The sequence below is a fragment of the Mixta gaviniae genome (assembly GCF_002953195.1).
GTDB classification, from domain to species: Bacteria; Pseudomonadota; Gammaproteobacteria; order Enterobacterales; family Enterobacteriaceae; genus Mixta; species Mixta gaviniae.
In genome coordinates, this window is the sequence record NZ_CP026377.1 from 1,202,885 (window position 1) to 1,217,500 (window position 14,616).

General features: G+C 57.5%; 18 protein-coding genes. 9 read left to right on the forward strand and 9 right to left on the reverse strand.

Going from position 1 to position 14,616, the window contains the following annotated elements; genetic code table 11:
* Nucleotides 1-769: 769 nt before the first annotated feature.
* The gene (locus tag C2E15_RS05480) at nucleotides 770-979 is read left to right on the forward strand and encodes a YdgH/BhsA/McbA-like domain containing protein (RefSeq protein WP_104956470.1); all 210 of its coding nucleotides are present in this window, start codon (nucleotides 770-772) and stop codon (nucleotides 977-979) included.
* 83 nt (nucleotides 980-1,062) lie between these two features.
* Nucleotides 1,063-1,794: a pirin family protein gene (locus C2E15_RS05485; protein ID WP_104956471.1), complete on the forward strand. Its 732-nt coding sequence runs from the start codon at nucleotides 1,063-1,065 to the stop codon at nucleotides 1,792-1,794.
* Nucleotides 1,795-2,076: 282 nt separating this feature from the next.
* Here C2E15_RS05485 and C2E15_RS21605 read toward each other — a convergent pair whose 3' ends face one another.
* A complete protein-coding gene (locus C2E15_RS21605) occupies nucleotides 2,077-2,232 on the reverse strand; it encodes a hypothetical protein (protein ID WP_167391836.1) in 156 nt (51 codons plus the stop codon).
* Between the two features lie 87 nt (nucleotides 2,233-2,319).
* Here C2E15_RS21605 and zapE point away from each other — a divergent pair, with 87 nt between their 5' ends.
* A complete protein-coding gene (gene zapE / locus C2E15_RS05490; RefSeq protein ID WP_245912350.1) occupies nucleotides 2,320-3,360 on the forward strand; it encodes a cell division protein ZapE in 1,041 nt (346 codons plus the stop codon).
* Nucleotides 3,361-3,658: 298 nt separating this feature from the next.
* Nucleotides 3,659-4,516 (forward strand): glucose 1-dehydrogenase, encoded by an 858-nt coding sequence (locus tag C2E15_RS05495; protein WP_104956472.1) that lies wholly within the window; start codon nucleotides 3,659-3,661, stop codon nucleotides 4,514-4,516.
* Nucleotides 4,517-4,558: 42 nt separating this feature from the next.
* On the opposite strand, the gene C2E15_RS05500 is transcribed toward C2E15_RS05495, so the two are convergent.
* The gene (locus tag C2E15_RS05500; RefSeq protein WP_128861381.1) at nucleotides 4,559-5,380 is read right to left on the reverse strand and encodes a Cof-type HAD-IIB family hydrolase; all 822 of its coding nucleotides are present in this window, start codon (nucleotides 5,378-5,380) and stop codon (nucleotides 4,559-4,561) included.
* Between the two features lie 211 nt (nucleotides 5,381-5,591).
* Nucleotides 5,592-5,987: a winged helix-turn-helix transcriptional regulator gene (locus C2E15_RS05505; protein ID WP_104956473.1), complete on the reverse strand. Its 396-nt coding sequence runs from the start codon at nucleotides 5,985-5,987 to the stop codon at nucleotides 5,592-5,594.
* 129 nt (nucleotides 5,988-6,116) lie between these two features.
* Here C2E15_RS05505 and C2E15_RS05510 point away from each other — a divergent pair, with 129 nt between their 5' ends.
* The gene (locus C2E15_RS05510; RefSeq protein WP_104956474.1) at nucleotides 6,117-7,175 is read left to right on the forward strand and encodes an NAD(P)-dependent alcohol dehydrogenase; all 1,059 of its coding nucleotides are present in this window, start codon (nucleotides 6,117-6,119) and stop codon (nucleotides 7,173-7,175) included.
* Nucleotides 7,176-7,418: 243 nt separating this feature from the next.
* Nucleotides 7,419-7,637, forward strand: a complete 219-nt coding sequence (locus C2E15_RS05515; protein WP_104956475.1) for a DUF378 domain-containing protein — start codon at nucleotides 7,419-7,421, stop codon at nucleotides 7,635-7,637.
* Between the two features lie 76 nt (nucleotides 7,638-7,713).
* Here the strand turns inward: C2E15_RS05515 and C2E15_RS05520 are convergent, their stop codons facing one another.
* From C2E15_RS05520 to C2E15_RS21610, 5 genes are all read right to left on the reverse strand, one after another.
* Nucleotides 7,714-8,046 carry a hypothetical protein gene (locus tag C2E15_RS05520; RefSeq protein ID WP_104956476.1) on the reverse strand — a complete coding sequence of 111 codons (333 nt, stop codon included), beginning with the start codon at nucleotides 8,044-8,046 and terminating at the stop codon, nucleotides 7,714-7,716.
* Nucleotides 8,047-8,105: 59 nt separating this feature from the next.
* Nucleotides 8,106-9,494 carry a succinate-semialdehyde dehydrogenase gene (gene sad / locus C2E15_RS05525; RefSeq protein WP_104956477.1) on the reverse strand — a complete coding sequence of 463 codons (1,389 nt, stop codon included), beginning with the start codon at nucleotides 9,492-9,494 and terminating at the stop codon, nucleotides 8,106-8,108.
* Nucleotides 9,495-9,970: 476 nt separating this feature from the next.
* Nucleotides 9,971-11,572, reverse strand: a complete 1,602-nt coding sequence (locus C2E15_RS05530) for a phosphoethanolamine transferase (protein WP_104956478.1) — start codon at nucleotides 11,570-11,572, stop codon at nucleotides 9,971-9,973.
* A 591-nt stretch (nucleotides 11,573-12,163) separates the two neighbouring features.
* Complete coding sequence (locus C2E15_RS05535) at nucleotides 12,164-12,400, reverse strand: hypothetical protein (RefSeq protein ID WP_104956479.1); 237 nt, start codon at nucleotides 12,398-12,400, stop codon at nucleotides 12,164-12,166.
* A 107-nt stretch (nucleotides 12,401-12,507) separates the two neighbouring features.
* A complete protein-coding gene (locus tag C2E15_RS21610) occupies nucleotides 12,508-12,678 on the reverse strand; it encodes a hypothetical protein (protein ID WP_167391837.1) in 171 nt (56 codons plus the stop codon).
* A 195-nt stretch (nucleotides 12,679-12,873) separates the two neighbouring features.
* Here C2E15_RS21610 and C2E15_RS05540 point away from each other — a divergent pair, with 195 nt between their 5' ends.
* A complete protein-coding gene (locus tag C2E15_RS05540; RefSeq protein ID WP_104956480.1) occupies nucleotides 12,874-13,320 on the forward strand; it encodes an anti-virulence regulator CigR family protein in 447 nt (148 codons plus the stop codon).
* A gap of 25 nt (nucleotides 13,321-13,345) precedes the next feature.
* Here C2E15_RS05540 and C2E15_RS05545 read toward each other — a convergent pair whose 3' ends face one another.
* A complete protein-coding gene (locus C2E15_RS05545) occupies nucleotides 13,346-13,582 on the reverse strand; it encodes a hypothetical protein (RefSeq protein WP_104956481.1) in 237 nt (78 codons plus the stop codon).
* Between the two features lie 329 nt (nucleotides 13,583-13,911).
* On the opposite strand from C2E15_RS05545, the gene copM reads away from it, so the two are divergent.
* Complete coding sequence (gene copM / locus C2E15_RS05550; protein ID WP_104956482.1) at nucleotides 13,912-14,259, forward strand: CopM family metallochaperone; 348 nt, start codon at nucleotides 13,912-13,914, stop codon at nucleotides 14,257-14,259.
* Between the two features lie 93 nt (nucleotides 14,260-14,352).
* A complete protein-coding gene (locus C2E15_RS05555; protein ID WP_104956483.1) occupies nucleotides 14,353-14,547 on the forward strand; it encodes a hypothetical protein in 195 nt (64 codons plus the stop codon).
* The last annotated feature ends 69 nt before the right edge of the window (nucleotides 14,548-14,616 follow it).

The window sequence follows — 14,616 nt, forward strand, 5'->3', positions numbered from 1 at the left end:
CTGCGATCGCCGCCTGATGCCGTACTGATCTTCCACACAGAAAAACGCTGGCGGTTGCTGAGGTATCCACTGTGATAGCGAGAGTAATGACAGGAGTGCCTGGTCAGCGTTATCAGATAAATATGGGTACGCGGATACGCTTGTTATATTTATTTTTCTGAATTGTTTCTTAACGAAATCTTCTATGAAAAGTATAGGGATTACCGTATTGCGCGCAAGTTATGCGCATCCTCAGCGCGAAACTTCGGATTATCCTTACTGTTTAGTGGGTAAATGTATTATTTTTATTTAATTGTATATCGTTGGAAGCGAAGCGCTGGTAGCGCCAGCGTAGATCGCAGGGAAGGGCGTAAAGCAGGAACAGGTGATTGAATTTTAACCAATCGGGGCGTGTCGTGCAGCGGAGTTTCTGCTAATGGCTGGCTGCGCGAAAAATGATCCCGTCTCTTTATTTTGCCTGTGGCGGTAAAGTTTAAAAAAATGCATTTCTATGCCGTTTTTTCGTCGCCAACCGCAAAAAAGGCAGTTGCCAAAGCAAAAGGGATCTTCCGCGGCGCTTTCGCGGCGCCAGGTGCCGCCTCCGGCCCCCCACGAATCTGCTCTCGCAGCGCTTCCGCTTTGCATCAGTAAACCGTCTTCAAAACTCTTTCAGTTTTTATGAATGATTTGAGCAAAAGCTTACGCTTTTTTATTCAGCGCCTCTCGCCTATTATCTTTCACATCGAGGCGAGATGCCTCATTTACTTTAAATAATATCAGGTAAACAATCATGAAAAACGTCAAAATTTTTGCATCAGTTATCGCGCTTTCCGTACTCTCTTTCAACAGCTTCGCCGCCAGCGTGACCGCTACCGCGCTGACGCTGGATGCCGCTGAGGCCAAAATCGCCGCGCAGGCGGAGCAGCAGGGCGCAGGCTACAAAATTACCGAAGCTAATTTTAACAACGGCGTGCATATGACCGCTGAGCTGGTGAAATAACCCACCGCTGCTGAAAGATGACGCCTGCGGGCGTCTTTTTTTTGCCTGCGGCCACCGCTGTTAAGCACTGAAGGGAGGAAGTAATGAATATCATGCGAGCCAGCCCGTCACAGTTGTTTGAATATGGTCCTTTTACCATCCGTCGCATGCGTCCCGGCGAGATCGATGCGGCGCGCGGCGACAGCGCGTTCGGACCGCTGGCGATTATCGACCATATGCAGATGGAGAGCGGGGCGCGTATCGCCATGCATCAGCACCTCAATGATGAAATTCTGCATTATGTCTGGCGCGGCTCGATGGTGCATGAGGACGATCGCGGCGAACGGACGCCGTTGTCTGCGAAAAAAGCGATGCTGATCAGCGCCGGTCGCGGCGTATGGCATGAAGAGTCTGCGCCGCTGGTGGAGACGGAGATGCTGCAGGTGTTTATCCGGCCTGAAGCGGCGGGCGGCGAGGGCCGCACGCAGTTTATGACGCGGCCTGAAGGCGCGGTTGACGGCCAGTGGACGCTGCTGGCAGGGCCGGAAGGCGACGCGGCGCCGTTGACCCTGCGCCAGCAGGTCCGGGCCTGGGATATCCGGCTGATGGCGCAAAGCAGCGTCAGCGCGCCTTACCGCGCCGGGCTGGCACAGTGGCTCTACGTGGCGGAAGGCAGCGTGACGGTCGGCGGAGAGCGCCTCAGCAAAGGCGATGCGATAAGCAACGGCCTGCAGGCGCTGCCGCTTATCGAGGCGCGGCGCGATGCCATCCTGCTCTGTTTCCAGGTTGATCTCGCGGCGAGCGCGACGCTGGCGGGACAGATTAGCGGCCAGTAAAGGCAGGGCAGGCATTACGCCTGCCTTTTTTATTGCGCTGCTTTTATCAGGCTATTTCCCCGCGTTAATAAAACCTTCGCCGCACTTATTTTTTTCCTGTAAAGGATGGGTGTGTATTATTCTGGTTGGTTGTTTATGCCGCGCATTTATATTTTATGCGGATTTAATGAATCAACGCGCCGAAGTGAAATTGCCGCATCATAATATCCTGTTAAAAAAGATCAGAATGAATAAATGACACGCAGTGATTTTGGGGGCTTATTTATGCGCCGGGACAGCGTCTTAATTTACCCTTTTTTTTGCGGAGGAGGTAGCACCGTGCGCTTCTGTTTCAGTAGCGTGTAAATCATTGCGCACTTCTGTTTCAGCCGCGTAGGCATCATTACGCGCCTCGGTTTCAGCGGCGTGTAAATCGTTACGCGTCTCTGTTTCAGCCATGCGGCCGGCGGCACAACCTGCTGCTGTTCATCTGTCCGGGGCGGGGTATGATAGCGGCCTGATCGATATCACCTACAGGGCAGCGAGATGATTGAGGCGGCGCCAGAGACGTTTACTTTTCAACAGAGTATGCAGCATGAGGCACACGAAAAAGGCCTAACGCTGGATGCGCAGCAGCAGGCGCTTACCGCCCGGCTGGATGCGCTGATGGCCCGCATGCTGGCCGGCGCGCCGCGCCAGGCGCAGGGTGACGGGCTGTATGTCTGGGGGCTGCCGGGACGCGGCAAAACCTTTATCGTCGATGCCTTTTTTCACTGGGCGCCGCTGGAGAAGAAAAAGCGCGTCCATTTTCATCACTTCTTCCGCCAGCTACACCAGATTATCGCCGCCGGCAACAGCGTCGACGAGGCGATCGCCGCCAGTATCGACGGCTGCCGACTGCTCTGCTTCGATGAGTTTCATCTGCACGATATCGGCGATGCCATGCTGATAAAGCCGCTGCTGACTCAGCTGTTCCGTGACGGCGTGCTGCTGGTGGCGACCTCCAACCATCCGCCGGAAAACCTGCTGGCAAACCCGCTTTATCATCAGCGCTTCGCGCCCAGCATCGCCCTGATGCGGCAGCATCTGACGATTATCGGGCTGAGCGGCGAGAAAGATTACCGCACGCTGCGCCACGAGCAGCATGGCCCGTTCAGCACCGGCGGCCTGCTGCTGAACGCCACACCGGCGCAGCGGCGGGCGCTGGCGCTGCCCGAAGCGGCGGCCGCGCCGCTGCCGCTGCAGGTCGGCTACCGTACGCTGGAAACGCTGTCGCCCGCCGGGGAGATGCTGCACTTCTCTTTTCGCGCGCTCTGCGAGGCGCCGACGGCGGTAATGGACTATCTCGCCCTGTGCGATCGCTACTCCAGCTGGCTGATTGAGGATCTGCCGCCGCTGGCGCGCGTCTCGCCCGCGGTGCAGCAACGCTTTATCAACGTGATTGACGTGCTGTATGACCGCCAGTGCCGGCTCTTTCTGACCACCGACTGTCCGCTGGAGAGCCTGACGCAGGGCGTTGAGCTGGATGATATTCAGCGCACCGCCAGCCGTCTTACTCTGCTGCCCCTTTATCAGGGCCAGGCCTGAGTTTCCCCCGCTGACGTTATGAAGGTGTTACGCCGGCGGCCCGCTTTTTTCCGGTGAGGGCGGGGGAAATAAGCGCCGCCACTCTCCTGCAGAATAAATAAATGCCGCAGCGGCGCACGTTGAATAATTGCGCGGCCGCCTGCCGCTGCGCTTGCAATATGAGTCAGTCAACTATACTGAAACGGTATTCCGTTATTCCGTCAGTACCGTTTACGCCGCGATACTGACCGAATAATAAGATAATCCTGAATTCGCTTTACGGCGTTAATCGCCGTTAACCAGAAAGGAGAACCCTATTATGACCAGCCGACCACAGCCACCGCAGCCAGAACAGCAGCAGGATGTCCCGGGCTCTATTTTTGATATGCAGCCTGCACCGGATCATGGCGAAACCAGCTATAAAGGATCCGGACGTCTGGCGGGTAAAAAAGCGATTATCACCGGCGGCGACTCCGGCATCGGCCGCGCCGTGGCCATCGCCTATGCCCGTGAAGGGGCGGACGTGCTGATCTCCTATCAGGACGAGCATGAAGATGCAAAAGATACCGCGCGCCTGATTGAAGAGGCGGGACGCAAGGCGATTCTGGTGCCTGGCGATATTACCGAAGCGGAACACTGCCGCCATATCGTGCAGCAGGCGGTCAATAACTTCGGCCAGATCGATATTCTGGTGAACAACGCGGCGTTTCAGATGACGCGCGAATCGCTGGATGAGATCAGCGATGACGAATTCGACCGCACCATCAAGACCAATATTTACGCCATGTTCTATCTCTGCAAAGCAGCGGTGCCGCATATGCCGTCGGGCGCTTCGATTATCAGTACCGCCTCGGTGAACGCCGATCAGCCGAAGCCGAAGCTGATTGCCTATTCCGCCACCAAAGCGGCGATCGTGAACTTTTCCGGCAGCCTCGCGGCGCTGCTGGCCGAGAAGGGCATCCGCTCCAACGTGGTGGCGCCAGGCCCGATCTGGACTCCGCTGATCCCGTCGACCATGCCGGCGGAGCAGGTGAAAAACCTCGGCAGCGAAGTGCCGATGCAGCGCGTCGGCCAGCCCGCTGAGCTGGCGCCCGCCTATGTCATGCTTGCCAGCGATGAAGCCAGCTATATTTCCGGCTCCACCGTCGCGGTGACCGGCGGCGTGGCAGTGATCTGATCGTGTTGTCAACGGCAGCGGAAACGCTGCCGTTTCTTAGCGTCAGTTAAAGGGATATTCGCGCGCCAGTACGCGGGATATCACATTCAATGCCCCTTCCTCATTATGATCTTCGGTGCGATAGCGCGCCGCTGCTGACACCGCTTCAGTGGCGTTGGCCATGGCAAAGCTGTATCCCGCCTGACGCAGCATTTCGATATCGTTGCCGCTGTCGCCGACCGCCACCACTTCACAATCATCAATGCCCCAGCGCTGTTGCAGCAGGCTGATGCCGTGCGCCTTATGCAGGCCCGGAATAATCAGGTCGACAAAACCGAAGCCGCTGGAGACCGGGCGCACCATGTTGCCCGCCGCATCCAGCGCTTCCGTCAGACGCGCGATCAGCGGCTCGACGCCATCATGCGGCAGGTTCAGCGAAAATTTGAAAATGGTGTCGTCGATGTGGTCGAGATCGGCGCGCTTCTCCAGCCGACGATAGTGGTTCGACAACAGCGCCACCGTTTCAGCGGGCATCTCAGGGGAGATATAGGCGCTGCGTTTGCCGCAGACTACCGTATGAATTTCCGGCTCCTGCGCCAGAATCGCCATCACCCGACGCACGTTCTCCGCACTCAGCTCGCCGCAGAACACCTCTTCATTGCAATCGCTGATCCAGGCGCCATTTTCTGCCACAAAGGCGATTTCACCGGCGATCTCCGGGAAATAGCTCTCCAGCTGGTAATACTGATTGCCGCTGGCCACCACGAAACGGATGTCGCGCGCTTTCAGCTGGGCATACTGGCGCAGAAAACGCGCTTTGTTATAACGCTTGGCGGAATCGAGAAACGTTCCGTCCATATCCACCGCAATCAACTTTACCGCCACCGGATCCTCCTTCGAATAAGCGCAAACGTCCCCGTCCGGCTTGCCGGGCGGAGAAAGGAAATAAGATTAACAGGGATATCGTCGGCCCGCCTGCCCCGACGGAGGTAACCCCAACGTCAATTTATTATGCGGCTAATAATATCGCTTATCCGACGGGGTTGCAGCGTGAAGCGGAGCAGGGAGCGCGTTATCAGACAATGGATCATCGCCCTTATTCGGCGGCCTCGCTGCGGCTGGCCTGGAGCGCCGCCTCCATCGCGTCGAGCGCCGCTTTATTCTCCAGCCCCCACTGATACATCTGCTCAATGGGCGCGGCGAAGGTCCAGCCCAGCTCGGTCAGCTGATATTCTACCTTCGGCGGCACCACATTATAGACGTGACGCTGCACCAGCCCGCGCTGCTCGACTTCACGCAGGGTCTGGCTCAGCATTTTTTTTGAAATCCCCTGCAGGCTGCGCTGTAGCTCGCCGGTGCGGCATTTGCCGCCGGGCCAGTGATAAAGAGCATGGATCACCATGGTGGTCCACTTTACGGCGAACAGCTCCATCAGGCGGCGCGGCTCTGAATCAGCATAAAAGTATAATTTTCCATCAACGATCGTCGGCATATGGTAACCATTTGGTGACTATGACCCTAAAAGGTGACTACTACCAAAATGGCACCCTTGTGTCTATAGTAGGCGCCCGCTGAAATCAGGCGATGCCTGACGCAATGACCTTAGGGAGCGAATACCTGCATGAACATTAACGCAATTGTGGCGCACGCCGCCGATCAGCCGCTGACCACCGGCCGTGTGGCGCTGCGCGAAATGCGCGCCGACGATGTGAAAATCGATATCCTTTACTGCGGCGTGTGCCATTCCGACTTGCATATGGCGCGCAATGAGTGGGGCGTCAGCCATTATCCGATGGTGCCCGGCCATGAGATCGTCGGCCGCGTCACCGAAGCGGGCGCGGCGGTGAGCGCGTTCCGCGCCGGCGATCTGGTCGGCGTTGGCGTCATGGTGGGGTCGTGCGGCCACTGCCATTTCTGCCAGCAGCAGGAGGAGCAGTACTGCGAAGCGGGTTTCGTGCCGACCTATAACGGCACCGACGCCGCCAGCGGCGAAACCACGCGCGGCGGCTACGCGCAGACCATGATCGTCGACAGCCGCTTTGTGGTTTCCATCCCGGACAATCTCGACCTGAAAGCGGTGGCACCGCTGCTGTGCGCGGGCGTGACTACCTGGTCGCCGCTGCGTCACTGGAACGTCAAGGCGGGGGATAAGGTCGGTGTGATCGGCCTGGGCGGTCTGGGCCATATGGCGGTGAAATTCGCCGCTGCGCTGGGTGCGGAAGTAACGCTGTTCACCACCTCCGCCGGCAAAGAGCAAGATGCGCGACGTCTTGGCGCGCAGCATGTGGTGATCTCGCGCGACGCGGCGCAGATGGCAGCCTGGCAGCATCGGCTCGATTTTATTCTCGACTGCGTGGCGGCGCCGCACGATCTTAACCCTTACCTGAATACGCTGCGTGCCAACGGCCACCTGGTGCTGGTGGGCATTCCGGAAAACCCGCATCCGGCACCGGAAATCACCCCGATGGTGTTCCGCCGCCTCAGCGTCAGCGGCACCTCGATCGGCAGTATTCTTGAAACGCAGGAGATGCTCGATTTCTGCGGCCAGCACAATATCACTGCCGACGTGGAGTTAATTAACGGCGCTGAGATTGAAACGGCATTTACACGTATGCTGAAAAGCGAGGTGAAATACCGCTTCGTTATTGATATGAAAGCCACGCGCTGGGAAAACGTTTAATCTTTGCCGCCGCCGGCCGCTATTCCCGGCCGGCGGGGCAGAGGCCGCGCTGCGCTTTTCTTTCCCCCTGAAAATAAACAGAGGGCGCGGCGATATCGCCTTGCTGGCTAATTCTTCACCAGTGGCTACACTTAATTCAGCTCCACCTCTGCTCCGTGAACGTAATAAACCGGCGGGTACTTTGCGAAAAGAGAATGCCGATGTGTTGCGCGCGGGCACACACTATCCTCAACGGGAGGTTTTGTGAAAACGCTTGATTATGTAGCGCTTATCCTGCTGATTGTCGGCGGACTGAACTGGCTGCTGGTGGGTCTTTTTCAGTTTGATTTGGTCGCGGCGATATTTGGCGGACAGGCTGCCATTATTTCCCGCATTATTTATGTCGTGGTCGGGCTTTGCGCGCTTTACTGCCTGACCTTTTTTGCGAAATTCCGTGTTCATACCGGTACGCGTCACGTCTGAATCAACGCAGTAAAATAAAAAGGGCCGATCTTTTGATCGGCCCTTTATTTATGCACGCCAGAGAGGGCGCTGACGCTTATTTTTCAAAACGCGCGCTGATTTCCTGCTGACAGTGCTGCGGATCGCGGAGAAGCGGCGCTTTATCCGCCTCCGGGATGCGCTGCCAGGCGGCGACGGCGCGCTCGGCGGCGATCTGATTGAAGCGGGTACGATGCAGCGCATAGTCACTGTTCCCCCCTTCAACCAGGGTGCGCATTGCGCCGATATAGCTGTCACTCTGCCGGGTGGCGACGTGACAGAATATCGCCGCATAGTAACCCCGATCTTCCGGCGTGACGCGCGTGGTGGATCGCCAGTAAAGCACGCCCGCGACGATAATCAGCAGCAGAACAACGATTCTCTTTTTCAAACTTCCCTCTTTATGCTTTATTTGCGCCTGAAACGCAGGCCGGGCGCAAACTTACCCTGTTAGCGGCGGTTGCGCCAGACGGTTTGCACGTTGCAGAACTCATGCAGACCGAAATGCGACAGCTCGCGGCCAAAGCCGCTTTTCTTCACGCCGCCGAAAGCGACGCGCGGGTCGCTGGCGCTGTAGCCGTTGATAAACACGCCGCCGCACTCCAGGCGCGCCGCCATCTCTGTCGCCCGCGCCTCATCGGCGCTGTAAATCGTCGCCGACAGGCCGAAATCGCTGTCGTTGGCCAGCTGCAGCGCGTGTTCGGCATTGTCTGCCACGGTAATCGCCGCCACCGGGCCGAACAGCTCCTGACGGAACGCCGTCATCGAAGGGGTGACGTTGCCCAGCACGGTTGGCAGGTAGTAGTTGCCTGTGCCAGCCAGTTTGTCACCGCCCGCCAGCAGCGTCGCGCCTTCCTCCAGCGTCGCCAGCACCTGCTGATGCAGCTCGTCGCGCAGATCGAAGCGTGCCATGGGGCCGATATAATGCTCTTCGACGCGCGGATCGCCCATTTTCAGCTGCTGCACCGCCGCGACGAATTTTTCACTAAAGGCGTCGGCAATGTCGCGCTCAATGATAAAGCGCTTCGCAGCGGCGCAAACCTGCCCGGTGTTTTGATAGCGGCCGGCCACTGCCGCTTTCACCGCCGCATCCAGATCGGCATCTTTCAGCACGATAAAGGGATCGGATCCGCCCAGCTCCAGCACGCATTTTTTCAGCGCCGCGCCCGCCTGCGCGCCAATCGCCGCGCCGGCGCGCACGCTGCCGGTCACTGTTACCGCCGCGACGCGCGCGTCGTTAATCGCCTGGCTGACGCCGGCGTTACTGGCGTTGATCACGCTGAACAGCTGCGCCGGGAAACCCGCCTCGCTGAACAGCGCTTCCGTCAGCAGCGCGCAGCCCATTACGCCCGGCGCATGTTTCAGCAGGTAGCTGTTGCCCGCCAGCAGGATCGGAACCGCGCCGCGCAATACCTGCCACAGCGGGAAGTTCCATGGCATCACTGCCAGCACCGGGCCGAGCGGACGGTATTCAATTACCGCCTGGTTATTTTCCACCTGCGTCGGCTCAGTGGCGAGCATCGCCGGGCCGTGTTCGGCATACCATTCGCAAAGCCGGGCCGATTTCTCGACTTCGCCGCGCGCCTGCAGGATCGGCTTGCCCATTTCGGCGGTAATCATCTGCGACATCTCTTCGCTGCGGCGACGAATAGCGCCCGCCAGCGCGCGCAGTTTCTCCGCCCGCGCAGCGACTGACTGCTGACGCCACTGTTGAAATGCCTGATGGTTAGCGGCAATCGCCGCGCCAAGCTGTTGTTCATTGATATAGGGCCGGGCGGAGATAATTTCACCGCTGGCTGGGTTACGCGAAAGTGCGTGGGTGTCTGGTGAAAATGACATAACCGCTCCTTAATAGTGGGGATCGTTCTGATGGCGTTACCTTACGCCAGTCAGGTCGTTATGAAAACTGAATAATGCTGAGTGAGTTGCTTCTTTAAAAAGAATGAACTCATGCTCAGAGGCAGAGGGTTGCTCTGTGCCTGGCGGATTACACCTGATAATCATGCTGCGCATGGCAAAAAGGACGGCGTTAACACTTCAGTAGCAGTGCTTATCAATATCTTGCCCGGAGGGAGGGAGAGGTAAAAGGAAGTGGTCCGATGTGCCTGATTATGTAAGGTATCGGCGCATTTCTTTGCATTTTCTTAACGCGTGGATAGTTAAGATTGTGTTACATTACGCCCGCACCGCTAGTGATGTGGCGTTGCGCTTCAGTTTGCCATTCTCCGATGGCTTTTCCCCTTGTGGTATGGAAAGACTTTCCCGACGCGTGTTATACGGTCGGGTTTTTCACCGCCGCCGCAAAGCGGCTGTGGTCAATCGCGTTTTTCCGGCGCCAGTTCGCTGAAACGATACACCTTTCCTGTGGTATCCATAACCTGCACCGGCTGCTGTGCCGCGCTTTTCACCGCCACCCACTGCTTGAGCGACAGGCTGTCGGCGTTCGCCAGCCGCACGCCGAGCCAGCGTTGCATCAGCTGATAGTTATCTACCGTCGACCAGGGCGCGGCGACCGTGCCGGTCAGGTTTGTCGCCGCGATCGCCGGGCTGTACCAGATAAACATCGGCACCTGATAGGCCGCCTGCGAAGGATGTACGCCGCCGTGACGGTAAACCACCCGTTCCTGCGGATGACGCTCCAGACCATGATCGGAAAAATAGAGCAGAGAGGCGGAGACGCCGCGCAGCTGGCTAAAGATCTGCCCCAGCAGCGTATCGGTGTAGCGAATGCTGTTGTCGTAACAGGCGTCTTTATCGCCGGCGACGGTAAACACCGCCTGCTGTTGCGGATAGCGGATGCAGGCGGGTTCATGACTGCCGTAGAGATGCAGCACGATCAGCTTTTTCCCCGGCTGCGCCAGCGCCCGCTGCAGCGCCGGCAGCAGCGAACCGTCGTCGTCGTCACTCAGCCACTGCCGCTCTGCGGCATTCATCGCGATGCCGGTAATGGCGTTGCTGTAGTCGCCGTACATGCCCTGTTTGCTGAACCAGAACGTTTTCAGCCCGGCCTGGTTGGCGATATTGATAATATTGTCGGCATAGGCGTCGATATCGTGCCGCTCAACCCGATCGGCGCTCAACGCCAGCGGCACCGCTGTCGCCGTTACCGGCGCGCCGGCGATCGCCTGGCTGAATAGCAACAGACGGGAAGATGCCTGTCGCAGCTGCGGCGTGGTGTCGCGCGGATAGCCATAAAGGCTCATATTGCCGGCGCGCGCCGATTCGCCGATCACCAGCACCCAGGTGTTGACCGGCGTATCGGTCAGCGTCAGATCGTAATGCGGCACCCGTTGCGACACCTGGGCGATGATCGCCTTATCGCGCGCGGCCTGCAGGAAACCATTGAGATTGCTGAACGGCATATCGGCTACGATACGCTGCAGCAGGCTTTCGGTGGCGTTTTTACGCAGGGTATGCGCCACCGCCTGCAGGCTATAGGCGGCGACAAAAGTGAGCAACAGGAGCGGAGGCAGCTTGCTGAAGCGGGGATGCGCGGTACGTGGCAGCAGGTTAACGGTGCCGAACAGCGCGCCCAGCAGTAGCAGGAAAACCACGCCCCAGCGGTAGTAGAGCGTCATCATGGCGCACGACTCGCGCCAGTCGCTGTTTAAAATGCTCAACGCGAAGCCGTAGCTGAAGGGAGTGCCATATTCACACCAGGCGAACAGCGACAGCGTAATATGCAGGGCGATCAGCAGCAGCGGCAGGCAGGCAAGCGCGTTGCGCAGCGGCGAACGCCGCACCTGCGCCAGCGTGAAGATCAGCGGCAGCAAAATCAGCAGCTGATTAACCACCTTATGCAACGGCTGGCTAAGCGCGCCGGTAATGATAAAAAGCAGCGTCAGCAGCAGCAGCGTGCAAGAAGCGGCGCCTGCGCGCGCCGGAGCCGAGCGTAACATCCCTGTGAGTGTCGTCATTTAACGCGGTCCTGGAAATAGCAACGCCTGCTGCCGATCGATTGGGCGGCGTCAGGCAAAAAAAGAAATAGCGAAAGCGCGGCGTTATTTTATTCGCCGCTAAAAAGTCACCCTTAAAATTTCACGGCTTTATGCCACTAAAGCGGGGCGGAGTCAATAAAGGCAAAAGCGCTGGATTAACATCGGGTTGCCAATTTGCCTTAAGGGAAACGGAGGCGATCCGTGAATAAGGAATAGCTGCCTTCGCCGGCAAAGCATAACGGCGAGCAGCAGGGAAAAAGCGGTGCAGGAAATAAAGCGAAAAAGCAGGGAATTAAGCGAAGGGAGAGAAGTATTAAGCGAAAGGATGGAGAATTAAGCGTAAGGACGGAACTATTAAACGTAAGGATAGGGTATTAAGCGTCAGGACAGAAGTATTAAGCGTAAGGATGGGGTATTAAGCGTCAGGACAGAAGTATTAAGCGTAAGGATGGGGTGTTAAGCGAAAGAAGCGGAGGAATCAAGCAAGCAACCCAGGAATAAAACGAAAGGGGAGAGGTGAAACCGCTGCGCTAAGTAACGGCAGCGGCAGGCAATAAACAGCAGCCTGAATCAGGCTGCTTCCGGCAAGCGTTGACGCCGGGCGGCGTGATGGCCTGACCCAGGAACGCGCCAGGCTTTAGCGGGATCGCCAACCACAAATTCCAGCGTGGGCGAGAAATAGAACGGCAGCCAGCCGCCGTAACCACTTTCCCATTCCCAGCGCACCGGACAGGGCCAGAGAATACCGTCATGCAGAATGTAATAAATCCACCGTCCGTTAGGACGACGGGGTTTCTGGTTTTTCATGGGATTCACAACGATGTCAGTTAGTGCGAAAAACAGCTCATATTTTGACCCGTTTGCTGCCGGATAGCAACCGGCTAAGCGGCAGAAAAGGGGATTTTTACGTTAGCTTACCGACGCACTTCGCCGCAGAGCAGCACTGCGTTAGGGCGGCGCTGGTTAATGCGCCAGGCCATATGTTCGCAGGCCGCCCGCGTCGGGTAGATATGCTCGGTAACCGGCAGGGCATCACAGGCATCGTGGCCACAGGCGCTGACTAAAAGCACAAATCCAATCAACATTTTTAGCTCCTTTCGCGCGCCCACCGAGGGTACTTTTTCTCCAGAAGGGAAGTATAGCTGATAAGGCGGTGTTGCGGTTTTTTCACCAGAGCTACCGCTGGCACTAACTTTTAAACAAAATGCACGCCCGACTGGCACCGGTTTTACCGGTAATTACCTATAATCGCTGAACAGACCGACAGTCAGGAGAGAAGGATGCGCACCACCATAATGAAACCGCTACTGGCGCTGGCCGTGCTGCTGCTGAGCGCGCCGCTGTATGCCGACCCGGGCCATGGTCACGGCAATGGCAATGGGCACGGCCATGGCCATGGTCATCAGGGCAGCGGCAAGAACAGACAGGGGGAAGCGCGGGCGCAAGAAGAGGGCGCGCGCTTTGATTTTGGCTACCGCGACGCGCGTCGGCTGGCGCTCTCGCACGGGCTGACCGGCTATTCAGCGCTGCCGCCCGGCATCGCGAAAAACCTCGCGCGCGGCAAACCGCTGCCGCCGGGCATCGCCAAAAAAGCGGTGCCGGCGCCGATGTTGCGCGAGCTGCCGCACTATCCCGGCTACGAATGGCGTATCGCCGGGCGCGATCTGGTGCTGATTGCGCTCAGCACCGCCGTGGTCACCAGCGTGATTAATAACGTCTTTGATTAAGCGAGGCGGGGTGAAAAAAAGCGGTTTAGCGTTGATTGCTCTCGATAACAATTTCCGGCTGGCAGGCTTCGTTAGCTTTTACCACGCGAAACAGCGCCTGCCCCTGATGCACATAGATACAGGCGCGGCCCTGCGGGCCGCCATCCTGCTCCTGCGACAGCGAAACGGTTACGCTTTCCGCCTGCGCGCCGCTGGCGACAAGCCATGCCAGACCGAAAAAAAACGGGCGGAGAAATACCCTGGTTGCCAGAGAAGAGGTCATACAACATCCTTAACTGCTTTATTGCGCTTTACAGCGATCGGACTGGCCGGTTAATGCCATTATTGGCGTTGGTGAAAGAAAAGGAATATGGATTTTTCTGATTCGATTTTATTTATGAGACGCGGTTATCAAAGACGACATTTACCATGCTGCGTCGGGTAAAAATGTGAAGTCGGCCGATAAATCATTTTCTTTTATTGACCGACGATGCGCTAAAACGAGCCAGCCCGCGTTATCGATCGCCAGGGCGTCGCGCTTATTGACCTTCCCCTAAGGGCAAGGTCTATTTTGTGCCCTTCAGGACGACTTTCCATTGACGAGGATAAACCATGAAAACGCGCGCGCTAACACTTTTGCTCTCCCTGCTGGCCACTTCCGGCGCCTGGGCCGCCGATAATATGCATCAGCATCAGGCCATGACGCCCGCTCAGCAGAGCTACCAGCACGGCATGACCGCAATGCATGACAAGATGATGGACGGCCTTAAGGCGCAAGATGCCGATGTCGCCTTCGCGCAGGGCATGATCGCTCACCATCAGGGCGCCATCGAGATGGCGAAAACCGAATTGCAGTATGGCAAAGATCCGGCGATGCAAAAGCTGGCGCGGGAGATCATCGCCGCACAGCAGCCGGAAATCGACAAAATGCAGGCGTGGCTGAAAACGCGCCAGCCGTAAGCGCGACGCGTCAACCGCAAAGCGAGACGCGGTTTTTTGTCGGCGTTTAGGCTAAACTCTGCCATTTCCATCCTAAATGACAGGAACGTTTGTATGTCGAATGAAATTGCGCATCCTTCCAACAGCCCGAAACAGGCTGCGCTGCAGCTGGTAATTGAACTGGTACGTGCAGGCAAGCTCAGCCCGATGCAGGGCGACGCCAGCAACATGATCTCTATCTATGAGCAGTTCAGAACCCATTTTGAAGCGGAAAAGAAAAAAGAGTCTTCAGATTCAGCGATTTCCTGAGCGATAAACCGCGCTTGCGTGCGGTACAAAAAAGGCGGCCATAAGGCCGCCTTTGCTGTTTTTGACGTC